The sequence below is a fragment of the Bacillus sp. FSL K6-0255 genome, assembly GCF_045040725.1.
Lineage (GTDB): Bacteria > Bacillota > Bacilli > Bacillales > Bacillaceae > Bacillus > Bacillus subtilis.
The window spans coordinates 3902689-3921192 of record NZ_CP150278.1 but is presented as its reverse complement, the minus strand read 5'-3'; the positions used below and the strand labels follow the sequence as shown (position 1 = coordinate 3921192).

14 protein-coding genes and 1 pseudogene are annotated in these 18504 nt (G+C 42.2%); all 15 read left to right on the top strand.

Annotation, left to right across the window (positions count from 1 at the left end; genetic code table 11):
• Positions 1–277 precede the first annotated feature (277 nt).
• A complete protein-coding gene (locus MHB62_RS20375) occupies positions 278–643 on the top strand; it encodes a DUF5082 family protein (RefSeq protein WP_014478447.1) in 366 nt (121 codons plus the stop codon).
• Positions 644–654: 11 nt separating this feature from the next.
• A complete protein-coding gene (locus MHB62_RS20370; RefSeq protein ID WP_032722750.1) occupies positions 655–924 on the top strand; it encodes a YwqI/YxiC family protein in 270 nt (89 codons plus the stop codon).
• A gap of 19 nt (positions 925–943) precedes the next feature.
• Positions 944–2560 carry a T7SS effector LXG polymorphic toxin gene (locus tag MHB62_RS20365; protein WP_032722749.1) on the top strand — a complete coding sequence of 539 codons (1617 nt, stop codon included), beginning with the start codon at positions 944–946 and terminating at the stop codon, positions 2558–2560.
• Between the two features lie 16 nt (positions 2561–2576).
• A complete protein-coding gene (locus tag MHB62_RS20360) occupies positions 2577–2915 on the top strand; it encodes a hypothetical protein (RefSeq protein WP_015250873.1) in 339 nt (112 codons plus the stop codon).
• 419 nt (positions 2916–3334) lie between these two features.
• Positions 3335–5164: a PTS beta-glucoside transporter subunit IIABC gene (gene bglP / locus MHB62_RS20355; protein WP_049140884.1), complete on the top strand. Its 1830-nt coding sequence runs from the start codon at positions 3335–3337 to the stop codon at positions 5162–5164.
• Positions 5165–5185: 21 nt separating this feature from the next.
• Positions 5186–6595: an aryl-phospho-beta-d-glucosidase gene (gene bglH, locus MHB62_RS20350; protein ID WP_032722747.1), complete on the top strand. Its 1410-nt coding sequence runs from the start codon at positions 5186–5188 to the stop codon at positions 6593–6595.
• A gap of 102 nt (positions 6596–6697) precedes the next feature.
• Complete coding sequence (locus tag MHB62_RS20345) at positions 6698–7144, top strand: universal stress protein (RefSeq protein WP_015714985.1); 447 nt, start codon at positions 6698–6700, stop codon at positions 7142–7144.
• 151 nt (positions 7145–7295) lie between these two features.
• Positions 7296–8231 (top strand): DMT family transporter, encoded by a 936-nt coding sequence (locus MHB62_RS20340; protein ID WP_032722847.1) that lies wholly within the window; start codon positions 7296–7298, stop codon positions 8229–8231.
• A 164-nt stretch (positions 8232–8395) separates the two neighbouring features.
• Complete coding sequence (gene wapA / locus MHB62_RS20335) at positions 8396–15400, top strand: tRNA nuclease WapA (protein ID WP_032722746.1); 7005 nt, start codon at positions 8396–8398, stop codon at positions 15398–15400.
• A gap of 61 nt (positions 15401–15461) precedes the next feature.
• The gene (wapI, locus tag MHB62_RS20330) at positions 15462–15890 is read left to right on the top strand and encodes an immunity protein WapI (RefSeq protein WP_003227169.1); all 429 of its coding nucleotides are present in this window, start codon (positions 15462–15464) and stop codon (positions 15888–15890) included.
• Between the two features lie 325 nt (positions 15891–16215).
• Positions 16216–16686 carry a hypothetical protein gene (locus tag MHB62_RS20325; RefSeq protein ID WP_003243092.1) on the top strand — a complete coding sequence of 157 codons (471 nt, stop codon included), beginning with the start codon at positions 16216–16218 and terminating at the stop codon, positions 16684–16686.
• On the top strand, positions 16680–17048 hold the full coding sequence (locus tag MHB62_RS20320; RefSeq protein WP_009968394.1) for a hypothetical protein: 369 nt from the start codon (positions 16680–16682) through the stop codon (positions 17046–17048). Before MHB62_RS20325 ends, MHB62_RS20320 begins: the two co-directional genes overlap by 7 nt.
• Positions 17049–17098: 50 nt before the next feature.
• Positions 17099–17515: a hypothetical protein gene (locus tag MHB62_RS20315; RefSeq protein WP_003227174.1), complete on the top strand. Its 417-nt coding sequence runs from the start codon at positions 17099–17101 to the stop codon at positions 17513–17515.
• 122 nt (positions 17516–17637) lie between these two features.
• Positions 17638–17964 (top strand): annotated as a pseudogene (locus tag MHB62_RS20310) (DNA-binding protein); the annotation flags it as partial.
• Between the two features lie 72 nt (positions 17965–18036).
• Positions 18037–18489 carry a hypothetical protein gene (locus MHB62_RS20305; RefSeq protein ID WP_003227178.1) on the top strand — a complete coding sequence of 151 codons (453 nt, stop codon included), beginning with the start codon at positions 18037–18039 and terminating at the stop codon, positions 18487–18489.
• Positions 18490–18504: the final 15 nt, after the last annotated feature.

The window sequence follows — 18504 nt, the reverse complement described above, 5'->3', positions numbered from 1 at the left end:
GCTTTTTTATGAGCTTTATTGACTATAAGAAATGGTTGAGCGAGAGAAAAAACAGAAGTGATTGCGGGGTTCAAGACCTAAACGAAAAGTCCCCATTATGATGATTCTCCCTCTTACAAAGTTATGAAATTGAATTTTTAGCTATTTAGAACCGGTATAAAGTTCCTCAAGGCAATCCTTTTTACCTATTTATCCAATATGACCCATCATGTAATATGAAAATAGTCTGTATTGTAAAGAATTGACACAGTTTGATAGAAACACGAGGTGTTGCGGCATGCATAGTGAAATGTTGTTACATTCGGTCAAAGCCGACTTACATGAAAAGCAGGAACAGATCCATCAATTAAAACGAGTGCTGCACGAAATTAGGCAAATCAAACACGATTTCTCTGAGGCCCAGCATCTCATTCACCGGCCTCATCTTAACCGGGAGGCATGGAGAGGAACACATGCTCAGCGGTTTGAAGATATTCGTGAAGGAATGAACAAAGCATATCAGCAAATCAAAAGCGATCAAGTCAGCGGAATCATCGAAAGCATAGAAGGAAAAATCCACTCATTAGAGGGCGATGTCTATTCCATAAGACGCCAAATTACGAGGATAGAGCATGAAATAGAGAAGGAAAAACATAAAAAGTGAGGTGAGCACAAATGGCACAGGAAATCAAAATGGTCTATGGCACAGTGAAGCAAGGGCTTTCTCAGCTTAAGAATTCAGCTGAACTCAAATCCTCCTTGCCCGGTCATCTCTCAGGCAGAAACCATTTGAATATTGTGAAGACCATCGAGCAATTAAATAAGGACATCAAAGAGCTCACTGAAGCATATGCGTCTGTTCTGGCCAAGCATATCGCACAAACGGAAAGCGCGGTAAACGCCATGAAGGAAACGGACGAAAACATATCATCTTCCATGAAATAAAGCGCGGGAGGACAAGGGATTGAAAACATTAGATGTCCACGCTCTTCACGAGGGCATTCAGCATACGATTGAGAAACTGGACAAGCAAAAACAACAGCTGGAGAAGCTGGAAAAAAGCGTTGAGCATCTGGCAGGCATGAAGGATGCGCTAAAGGGAAAAGGCGGAGATGCCATCCGGACCTTTTACGAGGAGTGCCACAAGCCTTTTCTCCTTTTCTTTGGCATGTTTATCGACGAATACAAAAAAGTGCTGAAACAAACACAGCATGCGATTTCCTCTGTAGAATCTGACTCTCACGGCATGATTGCAGAGGCTTTTCTCTCACACGATGCGAGACATGGGGTCAAGCATGCACGAGAAGTGACAGAGCAGCTCACTGATGCAGTCAATCGCCAGACGTCGGCCATAGATCACATCGTCAGCCTGCCGACAGTCAATGATTCCTTTTTTCGGATGGAAACAGAACAGGCTGAGCGGCTGATTACAGACACCCTGCATAAGCTCTTTCAATTTGACGGCCAGCAAACCCAAGCACTAGAAACCGCAAAATCAGATTTTCAAACGATGAAAAAATATATAGACCAGCTCGAAACCATGTACACCGATCCGAAAATTGAAATCACAGGCTACAAAAGCGGCTCCATCCTGAAATCACAGGAAGAAGAAAACATCAACCAAACCTTCGGCGCGATTAACCCGCAAATGAAGCAGTCGGATGATTCACCGATGGAGATGATGCTGAAGAAACTAGCCGAGAATGAAAAGTCTAAAGTGGATTCAGTTGTCAAAACGGGTCATTCTAAAAAGGTAAGTAAAAATATCATCGTTATCAATGGTAAAGTGTATAATACGAGTGAACATAGAGAACATATAAAAACTGATTTCTCAAATGCAGAGGTTAAGCAAGTCGTTTATAATGATACACTTTACAATGTATACATATCTGGTAATGACATGAAGCTTGAACCTGTCGTCTCGCTTTCGGACATTAAAGTGGATGAGAATGGATATGTGAAAATTTTGGAGACGGCTGTAGAACTTACCGGCGTGTATGATCTTTTTAAGGCAGCCACGGGCAGAGATCCGGTATCAGGCGAAAAAGTCACAGGGAAAGACCGTGTTGTTGCCTCCATAAACTCAGTACCATTTGCCAAAATAGCTAAGTTAGAAAAGTTAATATATATTAATAAACTTATTAATGATGGGAAAAAGGCTAAGAAGGCTGCGGAAGTTAAAAACGTTGCTAAGGATACGGGTAATGGTGTACCTTCTTATGGAAAGAAGTCAGTACCTAAAGGACCTTACAGAGAAGTACATGGATTCCCAGTTAAAGTAAAGCCAGGTGCTCAAGAGAAACATATTCCTAATACGCCAAATTACAAACAAGAAATAGCAAATGGTAAAAACAAGAGTATTTTCTATGGTGATAATAAAACAGCACAGGAATTGCTTGATAAGTTTGCAGGAAAAGGTCAACTACTACCAAACGGTAAAAAAGAAAGAGTAGACTTTGGTAAACCAATTGGAAAATACTATGATCGTGATACTGGTGAATACATTGAAACTACTAGAGGAATGATTCATTACGGAAAAGACGGAGCGCATATAGTGCCTTCAGAACCATTAAAGAAGTAATAAGAGGAGGATATACATGGAATATGATCCTTTAATAAAAGCGTTAAAAGAGTATAAAGATAGTGACTTGATAATAGAGTGGGATAGTGGATTAAAGATTATTGGTGAACCAGACACACTCTTTGAAACAGACAATGGGTTGGATGACGATGATGTGAATTTTATCGAATATTATGCAGTTACATTTCAAGTAAATGATATTTTAGCTCATCCTACTAGTGAAGAAAGTAGTTTATATAATTGGTTAATACAAAAGAAAGGTTCATTAGTTGAAATTTCACTTTATGATGATCCGCCAAGTGCAGTTTTTTTAACTGACGGAGAAAGTATATGGAAAAGGGATAGTCAAAAATAAAACATATACCTTGATGGGCTAATGCCTTTCAAGGTTTTTTACTTTTATATTAAGTCAGCTGATATATTTGATAGTATTTTCGGAAAAATAAAACAAAATATACAAAATGGCTTACCGTTATAAAAAATAGTCCTTATTGAGCAATCACCTTAGTCAACACCAAAAATGAAAGCGTTGACATCCCGCAAATCTAGTGCTAAAGTATACCTACAAACAAATAAAACGACCCGTCAGGATTGTTACTGTGAAAGCAGGCAAAACCTAAATGGTGCAGGTGCAGGAGGAGACTCTCGCAATCTGTGTCATTTAGGTTTTTTTTATTCTCTTTTAGGAGGTGATGCGGCATTTGATACAAAAAAAGCTGGTGAAAGGCGGCCACCTTTCATCCAGCAGTCCCCCCATAAAAAGGAGGTATACACATGGATTATGATAAATTATCGAAGGACATATTACAACTCGTAGGCGGTGAAGAAAACGTTCAGCGCGTGATCCACTGCATGACGAGGCTGCGTTTTAATCTTCATGACAACGCGAAGGCGGATCGCAGTCAGCTGGAGCAGCTGCCTGGAGTGATGGGCACCAATATCAGCGGCGAGCAGTTTCAAATCATTATCGGAAACGATGTGCCGAAGGTGTATCAGGCGATTGTGCGGCACAGCAATCTCAGTGATGAAAAGAGCGCTGGTTCATCCTCTCAGAAAAAGAATGTGCTGAGTGCGGTCTTTGATGTGATTTCTGGTGTGTTTACCCCGATTTTGCCTGCGATTGCGGGAGCGGGGATGATCAAAGGGCTTGTTGCGCTGGCAGTTACGTTTGGCTGGATGGCGGAGAAGAGCCAGGTTCATGTCATTTTAACGGCTGTCGGTGACGGCGCGTTCTACTTCCTGCCGCTCCTGCTAGCGATGAGTGCGGCGAGAAAATTCGGAAGCAATCCGTACGTAGCGGCAGCCATTGCGGCGGCGATTCTGCATCCGGATTTGACAGCCCTGCTCGGTGCGGGGAAACCGATTTCCTTTATCGGGCTTCCTGTAACCGCTGCCACTTATTCGTCAACGGTCATCCCGATTTTGCTGGCGATTTGGATTGCTTCATACGTGGAAAAATGGATTGACCGTTTTACACACGCATCTCTCAAATTGATTGTGGTTCCGACATTCACGCTATTGATTGTCGTGCCGCTGACATTGATTACAGTCGGTCCGCTTGGCGCTATTTTAGGAGAATACTTGTCTTCTGGAGTCAATTATTTGTTTGATCATGCAGGGCTTGTGGCGATGATTTTGCTGGCGGGTACATTCTCTTTAATCATTATGACGGGCATGCACTATGCCTTTGTGCCGATCATGATCAACAACATCGCTCAAAACGGCCACGATTATTTACTGCCGGCTATGTTTTTGGCGAATATGGGGCAGGCGGGAGCATCATTTGCCGTCTTCCTTCGCTCCAGAAACAAAAAATTTAAATCACTTGCGCTTACCACAAGCATCACGGCGCTGATGGGGATTACAGAACCTGCGATGTACGGCGTGAATATGCGATTGAAAAAGCCGTTTGCGGCCGCTTTGATTGGCGGTGCAGCCGGTGGCGCGTTTTACGGCATGACGGGTGTTGCTTCCTATATCGTCGGGGGGAATGCAGGTCTCCCGAGCATCCCTGTCTTTATCGGCCCAACGTTTATTTACGCGATGATCGGCCTTGTGATTGCGTTTGCGGCGGGAACAGCAGCTGCGTATTTGCTTGGATTCGAGGATGTGCCTTCTGACGGCAGCCAGCAGCCGGCAGTGCATGAAGGCAGCAGAGAGATCATTCACAGCCCGATTAAGGGAGAAGTGAAAGCCTTAAGTGAAGTCAAAGATGGAGTATTTTCTGCCGGGATCATGGGAAAAGGATTTGCCATTGAGCCTGAAGAAGGAGAAGTTGTGTCGCCTGTTTGTGGAAGCGTTACCACCGTTTTTAAAACAAAACACGCAATTGGCATTACGAGTGATCAGGGAGCTGAAATACTCATACACATTGGATTGGACACGGTAAAGCTGGAGGGACAATGGTTCACGGCTCACGTCAAAGAAGGCGACAAGGTCGCACCGGGAGATCCGCTCGTGTCCTTTGATCTGGAGCAAATCAAAGCAGCGGGATATGACGTCATTACCCCGGTGATTGTGACCAACACAGACCAATATTCGTTTTCGCCGGTGAAAGAGATCGGTAAAGTGCAGCCAAAAGAAGCGCTGCTTGCTTTATCTTAAAAAACTGATGGGGTGATCAATATGAGTTCAAATGCAAAACGATTTCCAGAAGGATTTTTATGGGGCGGCGCAGTTGCTGCCAACCAAGTGGAGGGTGCTTATAACGAGGGTGGTAAGGGGCTTTCGACAGCTGACGTATCGCCGAACGGGATCATGTCTCCATTTGATGAATCAATGACTTCCTTGAATCTGTATCACAACGGGATTGACTTTTATCATCGTTATAAAGAGGATATCGCCTTATTTGCAGAAATGGGATTTAAGGCGTTCCGCACATCGATTGCGTGGACGAGAATTTTTCCGAATGGCGATGAAGAGGAGCCCAATGAAGAAGGCCTCAGATTTTATGATGATCTGTTTGATGAGCTGTTAAAGCATCATATTGAGCCTGTCGTAACCATCTCTCATTATGAGATGCCGCTCGGTTTAGTGAAAAATTATGGCGGCTGGAAGAATCGCAAAGTCATAGAGTTTTATGAACGCTACGCCAAAACGGTTTTCAAACGCTATCAACACAAAGTGAAGTATTGGATGACGTTTAATGAAATTAACGTAGTGCTCCATGCGCCATTTACCGGAGGCGGTCTTGTTTTTGAAGAAGGAGAAAACAAATTAAACGCGATGTACCAGGCGGCACACCACCAATTTGTGGCCAGTGCTCTTGCTGTCAAAGCGGGTCACGACATCATTCCTGATTCGAAAATCGGCTGTATGATAGCGGCAACGACAACCTATCCGATGACTTCTAAGCCGGAGGATGTCTTCGCGGCAATGGAGAATGAGCGCAAAACACTTTTCTTCTCAGATGTTCAGGCAAGAGGCGCATACCCGGGATATATGAAACGCTATCTGGCAGAAAACAATATTGAAATTGAAATGGCTGAAGGCGATGAAGAGCTCTTGAAAGAACATACGGTGGATTATATTGGATTCAGCTACTACATGTCGATGGCGGCGAGCACAGATCCGGAAGAGCTTGCAAAATCAGGGGGCAACCTGCTGGGCGGAGTCAAAAACCCTTACCTCAAATCATCAGAATGGGGCTGGCAAATTGATCCGAAAGGCTTGCGCATCACGCTCAACACCTTATACGACCGTTATCAGAAGCCGCTGTTCATTGTTGAAAACGGCCTTGGCGCTGTAGACAAGGTTGAAGAGGACGGCACGATTCAGGACGATTACAGAATCAACTATCTGCGTGATCATTTAATTGAAGCGCGCGAAGCCATTGCGGACGGCGTTGAATTAATCGGATACACATCATGGGGGCCAATTGACCTTGTCAGCGCATCTACTGCGGAAATGAAAAAACGCTACGGTTTCATTTATGTGGACAGGGACAATGAAGGAAATGGAACATTTAACCGCATCAAGAAAAAAAGCTTCAACTGGTATCAGCAGGTCATCGCCACAAACGGAGAGAGTATCTGACAAATTTTTGAAAACTCATGCGCTTCAATTGACAATAACAAAATGCAGGCGGACAATAAAAGAGAAAGATGAACCACCCACAGTCCGAAAGGCGGGAAGAGCATGTTTAACAAAATGTTAGTAGCGATTGACGGATCAGACATGAGTGCAAAAGCGCTTGATGCCGCAGTGCATTTGGCAAAAGAGCAGCAAGCGGAACTAAGCATTCTTCATGTGGGGAGAGAAGCCGTCGTCACGACTTCTTCTCTGACGGGAATTGTCTATGTGCCTGAACACTTTATTGATGAAATCAGGAACGAGGTTAAAAAAGAGGGCCTGAAAATCCTTGAGAATGCAAAAGAAAAAGCAGCCGAAAAAGGCGTTCAAGCTGAAACCATTTACGCGAATGGCGAGCCGGCGTATGAGATACTAAATCACGCAAAAGAGAAAGGCGTCAGCCTGATTGTAGTTGGCAGCCGGGGGATCAGCGGCCTGAAAGAAATGATGCTTGGAAGCGTCAGCCATAAAGTGTCTCAATTATCAACATGCCCGGTTTTGATTGTTCGATAGATTTGTAAAAAAAGCGCCCAAGGGCGCTTTTTTTTATTTAGAATAGAAGTGTTATAATATCTACATGTAAAAAAGAGGAATTCTATGTGTAGATTTCTGAATTCATAAAAAACAGTTTAAGCTATGCAGTACTGGAGGTAGAATACGTTTGATGCAACAGGATCTTTCCATATCGTCAAAACAAAAATCAACAGCCGTAATCAAAATGGTCATCTCTATGGTGATTTTCGGTTCTATCGGCTTTTTCTCAGAGCATACCAATCTGCCGTCATTTGAATTGGTCTTTGTCCGCTGCCTTTGCGCGACGCTGTTTTTAGGTCTTTGCTGGCTGGCGTCCGGCCAGTATAAAACTGAAAAATGGAGCAAGAGAGACGTGCTGCAAACATTGGCGTGCGGTTTCTTTCTTGTATTCAACTGGGTGTTTTTATTTAAGTCTTTTGAAGAAACGTCCGTTACAATTGCCATCTCCGTTTATCATCTAGCGCCGGTGCTTGTTCTTCTTCTGGGGAGCTTCTTCTACAGAGAGAAATTAAATGTGATCTCCGTCAGCTCCATTATCATCTGCTTTCTGGGAACTGCGCTGATTTCCGGGATTAACGGCAGCACTTCATTGACACAGCTGATGGGATCAGGGATCATATGGGCCGTTCTCGCCGCGCTGTTTTATGCGTTCACTACTTTATTGGGAAAAGGCATTCAAAACCTCAGTCCTTATACGACCACCTTCCTGCAAACGGGTTTAGGGGTTATCATCCTGATTCCGTTTATTCGCTTTGGCGCTTTTGCTGACCTATCTCAGGGAAACTGGATTATGGTGGTATCTACCGGCATCATCCATACGGGTATTGTATATTTGTTGTTTTTTGACAGTTTACGATTTTTATCAACGAAATTTATTTCAATCATTGTATTTCTCGACCCCGCTGTCGCGATCGTGCTCGATACCGTCTTCACAGGCTTCCGCCCTGACCTCTATCAAACGCTTGGCATCGTGCTGATCTTTGCGGGCATGGCCTTGACGCTTGTCAGGAGGCAGGGGAAGGCGAATGTGGCAGCTGAGGGTACGGATATTGAACAAATGCAATAATGGAAAAAGTAAAAAGGCCTATGCGGCCTTTTTTTATTTTAGGTCAATAGACTCTCGTTAATCCTTAAAATAAGATAAATTTTCTAGAAAAATATTGTAATAATATTTCAGTCTAGTTAAGATTATTGAGTGAATATTACTTTTATTACAAAAGGAGAGAGAAAATGAAAAAAAGAAAGAGGCGAAACTTTAAAAGGTTCATAGCAGCATTTTTAGTGTTGGCTTTAATCATTTCATTAGTGCCAGCAGATGTACTGGCAAAAACCACAGAAGAAGAGAATGGAAATCGTATTGCTGCCGATGATCCAGAAGAAACTCTTCAGAAAGAACAAACTGAGGAAGCTGTACCTTTTGATCCAAAAGATATAAACAAAGAGGGTGAGATCACCTCTGAAAGAACAGAAAATACAAAACTCTATTATGAAGGTGACGGTGTCTATAAACAGGAAGTATATCTTGATCCTATTCATACAAAGGAAACACCTGATGCCGACTGGGAAGACATTTCTCCTGAGTTAAAAGAGTCGACAAGCAAACAAGTCGAGACAGAGAACGCCATTTTGAATTCAGATTTTCAAAAGCAAATGAAGAACGGGCTTTACGCGACTTTTGAGCATAATGACCATAAGGTTACATATTCACTTGTAGAAGCGAAAGGCCCGAATAAAACTTCACTTACTCCGAAAGATACCTCAGCAGATTATAAGACTGACAGTAATGAGATTGTGTATCCGGATGTGTTTCCGAATATTGATCTCCAGACTTTCACATTCAATGAAAACATAAAAGAAGATTTAGTCCTTCATCAGTATAATGGATACAACACATTTACATTTCAGTTAAAAACCGATTTGCAGGCTAAAGAACAAGAGGATGGATCCATTGATTTTTCTGATGAAAAAGGCAAAGTTGTTTTTTCTGTGCCTAAGCCTTTTATGACGGATTCAAAACTAGATGAGCTTTCCGGCGAGGTTGAACGGTCAGACAAAGTCAGCTATAAGCTGGAAAAGAATGAAGAAGGGTATTTGCTTCATCTTACGGCAGACGAGAACTGGCTGAAAGACCCAGAACGCGTATATCCAGTATCTATCGACCCGTCAACTTCTTTATCTGTTTCATCGGATACGTTTGTCATGAGTGCCTACCCGACGACGAACTATTCGGCCTCCTCACAAAAATGGGATGCTAATTTAAAGGCCTATGTACTGAAAACGGGCTATTATGACAAAACAACAGGCACAAACTATGCGTTCATGAAATTTAACAACCTAAAGCCAATTCAAAATATGACTGTCACTAAAGCTACATTAAAAACATACGTAGCCCATTCCTATTATGGAACAAAGGCAACCGGTCTTTGGCTGGATACGGTCAACAGCAATTATGATAATGCAAAAGTGACATGGAACACCAAACCGGCATCTAAAAATATCGGAAAAGCCGACGTCCATAAAGGACAGTGGGCGAGTTATGATGTGACCGCTGCTGTAAAGTCATGGAACTCCGGCGGGGCCAACTATGGATTTAAGCTTCATACAAACGGAAACGGCAAGGAATATTGGAAAAAACTAATTTCTTCAGCGAACTCCGCCAATAAACCATATATTGAAGTGACGTATACCATTCCAAAGGGAAACACACCTACAATCAAAGCCTATCACAACGGCGATTCCACTGGTTATTTCGATATCAGCTGGAAAAAGGTTGAAGGCGCAAAAGGATATAAGGTATGGATTTACAATGGTAAGGAATATCAAGCGATTTCTGCAGGCAACGTCACGTCGTGGAGCACAAAAGGGAAAAAAATCTGGCCTACGAGCGCAGAAATTGCCTCCAAGAGATATAAACTGCATCTGGACGGCAAGGATGGAGCTGAATTGGCATTAGATCCATCCCCGGTCTATAAGAATTCCGGCGGAAGCTATGCTACAAGCAAAAACTATTGGATTGGCGTCAGTGCGATATTTGACCAAGGTGAAGGAGCGATGTCCGCACCGGCAAAGCCCGTTATCCCTAATGTAGGAAAAGCACAAGCACCGTCTGCAAAGGGCTACAATAATGGGAATGCCACAGGATACTTCGACCTTTCTTGGAAAGCTGTATCTGGTGCAACCGGCTATAAGGTTCAGGTGTTCAATGGGAAAGGCTTTGAGACACTTGATCTCGGAAATCAGACGTCTTGGACCACAAAAGGGAAAAAGATCTGGCCGACAAGTGCAGAAATCAAGGCGGGAAAATATGCTCTTCACCTAAAGGACGGAAGCGGAGCAGAGCTGCCGATCAATCCCGGACCAACCTATAAAAACGCCGGGGGAGATGGAGCCAAAAAAAATTACTCGTTTAAAATTATCGCATACAACAAAGATGGCGAAGCCATTGCATCCCCGGCTGCTAACCCGGCACTTCCTGATATCGCTAGGCCAAAGAATGTAACTGGCTATTTGTATACAAATACAAAATCGAGTCAAACGGGTTATGTGAATTTGATATGGGAAAAGGTTCAAAATGCGAAAGGCTATAAAGTTAACATTTACAACGGTAAGGAATATCAGTCCTTTGATGTGGGTGACGCGGATCATTGGACAACCCAAAATAAAAACATTTGGCCGACTTCTGAGGAAATCAAAGCCGGAAGCTATAAGCTTCATACAGATGGAAAAGGCGGGGAATTAGCCCTCGATCCATCACCTGTCTATAACAATGCAAATGGGAATTACAAAGGGAAGAAGAATTATTCTTTCACGCTTGTCGCCTATGATGCGAATGGTGAAACGATTCCAACGGCGCCCTTTAACCCAACGTTCCATGAAGGCGCAGAATTCCTTGGGACAGAAGAATACTGGTCTATCATTGATATCCCAAGCGGCCAGTTAAATGGTGCGACAGGCAATGTCATTGTGAATGAAGAAGATTTGTCAATTGACGGACGCGGTCCGGGACTTGGCTTATCGAGAACCTACAACAGTCTTGACAGCTCTGATCACTTATTTGGACAAGGCTGGTATGCTGATGCAGAAACATCTGTCATCTCAACGGATGGCGGGGCAATGTATATCGATGAAGACGCTACGACACATCGATTCACGAAAAAAGCCGATGGCACGTATCAGCCGCCGACCGGTGTATATCTTGAATTAACAGAAACAGCTGATCAGTTCATATTAAAAACAAAGGATCAAACCAATGCTTATTTCAATAAAAAAGGCGGTAAGCTTCAAAAGGTAGTGGATGGCCACAACAATGCAACCGTCTACACTTACAACGACAAAAATCAACTGACCGCCATTACAGATGCATCAGGCCGCAAGCTTGCATTTACCTATGATGAAAACGGCCATGTGACTTCCATCACCGGACCTAAGAATAAGAAAGTCACCTACTCATATGAGAATGATTTGCTGAAGAAGGTTACAGATACAGACGGGACTGTCACAAGCTATGACTATGATGGCGAAGGGCGCCTTGTCAAACAATATTCAGCCAACAGTACCGAAGCAAAGCCTGTCTTTACCGAATATCAGTATAATGGACACCGTCTCGATAAAGCGATTAACGCTAAGAAAGAGACATATGTCTATAGCTATGATGCTGATAAAAAGACGCTTCTCATGACACAGCCGAATGGCCGGAAAGTACAGTACGGCTATAATGAAGCGGGAAATCCGATTCAGGTCATTGATGATGCGGAAGGGTTAAAAATTACAACGAATACAAAGTATGAAGGCAACAATGTTGTAGAAGATGTCGATCCAAACGACGTCGGCACCGGAAAAGCAACGGAAAGCTATCAATATGACAAAGATGGCAACGTTACGTCTGTTAAAGACGCATATGGAACTGAGACATACGAATACAACAAAAACAACGATGTCACAAAAATGAAGGATACCGAGGGCAATGTCACGGATATTGCTTATGACGGACTGGATGCTGTATCCGAAACCGATCAGAGTGGAAAATCATCGTCAGCAGCCGTTTATGATAAATACGGAAATCAGATTCAATCCAGCAAAGATTTATCAGCTTCAACTAATATTTTGAAAGATGGAAGCTTTGAAGCACAAAAATCCGGCTGGAATATGACTGCTTCTAAAGACAGCGGCAAAATCTCAATTATCACCGATAAAAGCGGGGTTCTTTCCGGATCAAAGGCATTGGAAGTCTTGAGCCAATCAACGTCTGCCGGAACAGATCATGGGTATTCGTCAGCAACACAAACAGTTGAGCTGGAGCCGAATACAACCTATACATTAAGCGGGAAAATCAAAACAGATCTTGCGAAATCAAGAGCCTACTTTAACATTGATTTGCGAGACAAAGATCAAAAACGAATTCAATGGATTCACAATGAATACAGTGCATTAGCCGGAAAAAATGACTGGACAAAACGGCAAATCACTTTTACGACTCCAGCGAATGCAGGAAAAGCTGTTGTGTATATGGAAGTCGATCATAAAGATAAAGATGGCAAAGGAAAAGCATGGTTTGATGAAGTCCAGCTGGAAAAAGGCGAAGTATCATCGAGCTATAACCCAGTTCAAAACAGCAGCTTCACATCAGCAACGGAAAACTGGAATGTAAGCGGGACATCCGTTGATTCTGAAGAAGGCTTTAATGATGATGTATCGTTAAAAGCTGCCCGGACCAGTGCGTCCCAAGCCGGATCAGTAACAAAACAAACCGTTGTCTTAGGGCAGAGCGCAAATGACAAACCGGTTTATCTCACACTGACAGGCATGTCGAAAGCAAGCAGTGTCAAGTTTACAGATGAAAAAGACTATTCTCTGCAGGCTAATGTCACTTACGCGGACGGCAGCACAGGTGTATACAATGCCAAATTCCCTTCTGGAACACAGGAATGGAACCGGGCTGCAGTTGTTATACCGAAAACAAAGCCGATTAATAAAGTGGACGTTAGCATTCTGTTCCAAAAGAGTGCGACAGGCACAGTCTGGTTTGATGATATCCGTCTGATTGAAGGAAGCCTTCTGACAAAAAGCACGTACGACAGTAATGGCAACTATGTGACCAAGGAAGAGGACGAACTAGGTTTCTCCACTTCAACTGATTATGATGAAACTGGTAAGAAAACGTCTGAAACGGATGCAAAAGGTGAAAAAACAACCTATACGTATGATCAGGCAGACCAATTGACAAACATGACGCTCTCTAACGGCACGTCTATCCTTCACAGCTATGATAAGGAAGGCAATGAGGTAAGCAAAACCATCCGGGCGGGAGCAGATCAAACCTATAAATACGAATATGATGTGATGGGCAAGCTTGTCAAAACAACTGATCCTCTGGGCAATGTGTTGGCAAGCGAATATGATGCCAACAGCAACCTGACCAAAACCATTTCACCAAATGGCAACGAAGTGTCTCTTTCTTATGATGGAACAGACCGGGTGAAATCAAAGTCGTATAACGGTACAGAAAAGTACAATTTCACGTATGACAAAAATGGAAATGAAACGTCGGTCGTTAATAAAGAGCAGAACACCACAAAGAAACGGACATTTGACAATAAAAACCGTTTAACCGAATTGACTGACCGCGGCGGCAGCCAAACTTGGACATATCCTAGTGACTCCGATAAGCTGAAAACCTTCTCGTGGAGCCATGGGGATCAAAAAGGAACGAATCAATTTACGTATAACAAGCTGGACCAAATGATTGAGATGGAAGACAGTACATCTTCCTATTCATTTGATTATGATGAAAATGGAAACGTCCAAACCTTTATTACGGGCAACGGCGGTGGAACAAGTTTTTCATATGACGAAAGAAACCTTGTAAGCTCGCTGCATATCGGCGACAAAAATGGCGGAAGCATTCTGACAGAAAGCTATGAATACGACGCCAACGGCAATCGCACAACGATAAACAGCTCAGCAAGCGGCAAGGTGCAATATGAGTATGGGAAGCTGAATCAGCTTGTCAAAGAAACCCATGAAGACGGTACTGTTATTGAATACACATATGATGGATTCGGAAACCGGAAAACCGTTACAACTATAAAAGACGGTTCGAGCAAAACGGTGAACGCCTCTTTCAACATCATGAACCAGCTGACAAAAGTCAATGAAGAAAGCATCTCGTACGATAAAAACGGCAACCGCACATCCGACGGCAAATTCACATATACGTGGGATGCAGAAGACAACCTGACCGCCGTTACCAAAAAAGGCGAAGACAAGCCATTCGCAACGTATAAGTATGATGAAAAAGGAAACAGAATCCAAAAAACGGTCAACGGAAAAGTCACGAATTACTTCTACGACGGAGACAGCTTGAACGTCTTGTATGAAACAGACGCAGACAACAACGTCACAAAATCATACACGTACGGAGACAGCGGCCAGCTGTTTTCCTACACAGAAAATGGCAAGAAATATTTCTATCACTACAACGCACACGGCGATGTCATCGCGATCTCAGACAGCACTGGAAAAACGGTTGCCAAATATCAGTACGACGCATGGGGAAATCCAACAAAAACCGAAGCAAGCGACGAAGTGAAAGACAACCGCTACCGCTACGCAGGCTACCAATACGACGAAGAAACCGGCCTGTACTATCTCATGGCCCGCTACTACGAGCCAAGAAACGGCGTGTTCCTATCGCTCGACCCAGACCCAGGCAGCGACGGAGACTCATTGGATCAGAATGGGTATGCTTATGGAAATAATAACCCTGTGATGAATGTTGACCCGGACGGGCATTGGGTATGGCTTGTGGTAAATGCCGGATTTGCAGCCTATGATGGATATAAGGCATATAAATCAGGTAAAGGATGGAAAGGTGCTGCTTGGGCAGCTGCTTCTAATTTTGGTCCTGGGAAGATATTTAAGGGTGCTAGTCGCGCCTATAAGTTTACGAAGAAGGCAGTTAAAATCACAGGTCATACAAGACATGGACTTAATCAATCTATAGGAAGAAATGGAGGCCGTGGAGTCAATTTAAGGGCCAAACTGAATGCTGTGCGAAGCCCTAAAAAAGTAATAAAACAACCTAATGGGGCAACGAAATATGTTGGAAAAAAAGCTACAGTTGTTTTAAATAAAAGGGGTAAAGTAATCACAGCTTATGGAAGTTCAAGAGCTAAGGGTTCTAAACACGTATTCCATACACACGGAAAAGGAAATAAATCTAAGAGAAGGCGTTAATAAGGTTAAGCGAGGGGGGGATGACAACTACCCTCACTTAAACTTTAAATGAGGAGGAAATATGGCCAAAATAAAAGATGATTGTATAGAACTTGAATTAACACCGAGAAGGTATCAAGAGTTGGACGATGATCCATTTATTTTATCTGTATTTGAATTGTTGGAAAATAAGAAAGCCGTCGTTCGCGATTTTTCTGCTGTTTTATTAGAAAGTGAATATAAGGTGTTGATATCTGGGATCGAAACTATGATAAAAGGAAATCAAGACAGTATCAGTTTAGAGACTATTGAACCATTCTTATTTCTTAGTATTGATCAAGAAAACGGAAATTACAGAATTAAGATTAAAATTATATTTGATGATTATAAAGAAAGTAAGTCGAACTCCAACTTGTTCGAAATTAATTGTAATGAAGAAAAGCTAGAGTCTTTTGTGACCGCTTTAAAATTAAATCTTGAAAATACAAAAAATCCTTCTAAACTTCCTTAATTATAAATAATTTCTGCATTGGATAAAAATGGGGCATTTATTGATGGAACATTAAATAAGAGATGTTACCATCCTCTCTTATTTGTATGACAAAAGAATCTAAAAATATAGAATTGATTGGGATGAAGAGGATTTGCCAAAAAGGTTCCCAGCGTTTTGTGAAAAGCCCACTGGGTGAGTTTTAAGCAGTTGAAGATAAAGCTTGTATCGATAAGCGATACAAGCTTTTTTAGAACAAATCTAAACATGAACGACAACGAAAACAAGAGAATGATGAATCAATTTAAAAGAACTTGAGAAATTGACAGCGGAGGGAATGCGGCTCATGCAAAAAAGATTGATCGAAAAACTCGCCGAGAATAAAAGACGTTTATTGATGAGCGAAATCAAAGAAAAACTAGTCCCTTGTGCAGAAAGAGGCTTCACTTATCGTTTTGCTGATCTGGCGCAAAGCAGGCAATTGCTTGAGCTGGTTTTATCAAATTCAATACCAGCCAACACCCGTGAGGTTGATGCCCTCGAAAAAACGGAAGCGAAACAGCTGATCTGGAAAATATCTCAGTCATATGTTGCTTACGATGACCGGGACGTTCTGCTGTTTCATCAATACAGCAGCGAAATTGGTGCGTTAGTTTGTTCTTTTGGAAAATGTCTCGAGCACCTTGACTGCTTATTGGAGTGTATTGAGTTCGATGAAGGGATTCTCAATCATAGTTTTATTTTGGTTGAGCCTAAGTGCCAGTTTGGTTTATGTATATTGCACACGGAATACGGATGTGAGCTTGTTTATTGGTAGATTGGAAACCTTTTGGAACATATCTTTTACGGAAAAAGCTTCAATATCTAAATATCAGTACGGTGCTTTGCATACTAATAAAAAATCATTTAGTACTTGAATACGTGGTGATCAAATTGAGCGAGACAAATCTAATAGAATGCATAAATAAAATCAAAAGTGTCTTAAATGGACAAACAACAAGAGAAGAAGTGTCGGATTGGGCTGGAACTTATGTTTATGCGGATGACCCCGAAGTAGAAGACGATAGAGTCTGGGATATGTTAATCCTTCTAAGTGGGATTGATTTGAAAGATTCATCAGAAACTTATTTGCATTCAACAGATGATTTAAATGATTGGATCAAACAATATACGGAGTAATTTGTTTTCTGCTTGGTGGCAAGGCGTTATTGTTTAAAAAGAGGCAGGGGATGACAATGTATCAAACGATTAATGAATGGGTTGATTATATAGATAAGGGGTGCAGTGTCCTTCATTTAGATTTTAATGTGTTTAAAAAAGAACTCTCACTTGATATTAAGGTTTTTGAAGATGAAGGTGAATATACGCATAAAATTTCATTTCAAAATGTGGCATCCGCTTATTATAGTGCAGATGTTGGCGACATGAGATTGGAAAAAATAGATCCGGAAGAATACAATTGGCAAGTATTTGAGATGAGTTATCATCCAGAAGGAATCGGGAATCTATCAAATTCTATAATTCCGGAGTATCAATCAAATGCTAACTTTCTTATTGACATGAACAGAATGCTGATTGCTATAGAAGCTGAAACAGTTCGCTTTGATGATCAATCGTTTTATGCATACCAATTAAACACTAAATGATTTAAGGCTGAATTGGAAAGTAGATTTATCCCAAAACGATTAATGAAACTAGGCTGTCCGTTACTAATAGCTAATAAATGGTTTATTCTTATCATTTCATTTCGAACCTAGGAGCATAACCAATGAAAAAATTAAAATTGAATAAAATCATCAACGAGAACACCCAAGATTGTTTTTTCCATGCTGATCCACAGGGGCGTGTCTACATTGGAAAAGGGTTGAAAGGTGGTATCACCATTACAATCTATGATCCTTCCGGTGATGTTCGGGATTTTAGAGTGAAAGAGCAGATTTCATACAGTGATATTCTGCTCTTTCAACAATGTGCAGATGGCTATGTCTTCGTTTATTACGAATCGTACGAGCCGAAGGTAAAGGTTTTTTCAGAAGAGGGAAGGGTGAAAAGTGTTTTTCACTTGCCTTCAGGGGTTTCCTGCTGTCTTTTGGATGAGAAACAACAGCTTTGGGTCGGTTTATGTGATGAAGGGATTTATCATGATGAGAATCCCAACGGCCATAGTGTGTGGTGTTTTACGTTAGATGGTCAGCAGAAGGAAATACACATTGATAGAAAGCTTGAAGAAATGGATGCGCCTGCTGTAGATGATTGTTATGGACTTGCAGAAAAAAACGGCTTGATTTATATGCTGTATTACGGAGATGCAGTCATTGCCGCATTTGATGAAACGGTCGTGAGACGGGTGTGGATTCTGTCGGATAAAGAGCCGGACTCAGAAGCATTTGATCAGCTCGCGATATCCGAAGAAGGTTTTTTGGTTGGGACGTTCAATTGTTACAGTGCAGACCTTAAGTCGTCTCTTTATTTGATTTCTGCCGATGTGAGTCAAGAGATGGAAGAGATAACATGCTGTGATTCGAACGGTGAAGGCCTAGATGTTCAACAGCTGAAACTGACAAGTTACGCTGTTTACGCAGTGGCCTCTTCTGGTGTTTATAAGCAGGATATCCAATAAGGTGTAGGGATGAGA

Excerpts from the sequence above, each read along its gene's own strand:
- wapI (WP_003227169.1), top strand. The coding sequence starts at position 15,462 with ATGGCCAAAATAAAAGATGATTGTATAGAACTTGAATTAACACCGAGA.
- MHB62_RS20370 (WP_032722750.1), top strand. The coding sequence starts at position 655 with ATGGCACAGGAAATCAAAATGGTCTATGGCACAGTGAAGCAAGGGCTT.
- MHB62_RS20375 (WP_014478447.1), top strand. The coding sequence starts at position 278 with ATGCATAGTGAAATGTTGTTACATTCGGTCAAAGCCGACTTACATGAA.
- MHB62_RS20360 (WP_015250873.1), top strand. The coding sequence starts at position 2,577 with ATGGAATATGATCCTTTAATAAAAGCGTTAAAAGAGTATAAAGATAGT.
- MHB62_RS20315 (WP_003227174.1), top strand. The coding sequence starts at position 17,099 with ATGACAATGTATCAAACGATTAATGAATGGGTTGATTATATAGATAAG.
- wapA (WP_032722746.1), top strand. The coding sequence starts at position 8,396 with ATGAAAAAAAGAAAGAGGCGAAACTTTAAAAGGTTCATAGCAGCATTT.
- bglP (WP_049140884.1), top strand. The coding sequence starts at position 3,335 with ATGGATTATGATAAATTATCGAAGGACATATTACAACTCGTAGGCGGT.
- bglH (WP_032722747.1), top strand. The coding sequence starts at position 5,186 with ATGAGTTCAAATGCAAAACGATTTCCAGAAGGATTTTTATGGGGCGGC.
- MHB62_RS20345 (WP_015714985.1), top strand. The coding sequence starts at position 6,698 with ATGTTTAACAAAATGTTAGTAGCGATTGACGGATCAGACATGAGTGCA.
- MHB62_RS20325 (WP_003243092.1), top strand. The coding sequence starts at position 16,216 with ATGCAAAAAAGATTGATCGAAAAACTCGCCGAGAATAAAAGACGTTTA.
- MHB62_RS20340 (WP_032722847.1), top strand. The coding sequence starts at position 7,296 with ATGCAACAGGATCTTTCCATATCGTCAAAACAAAAATCAACAGCCGTA.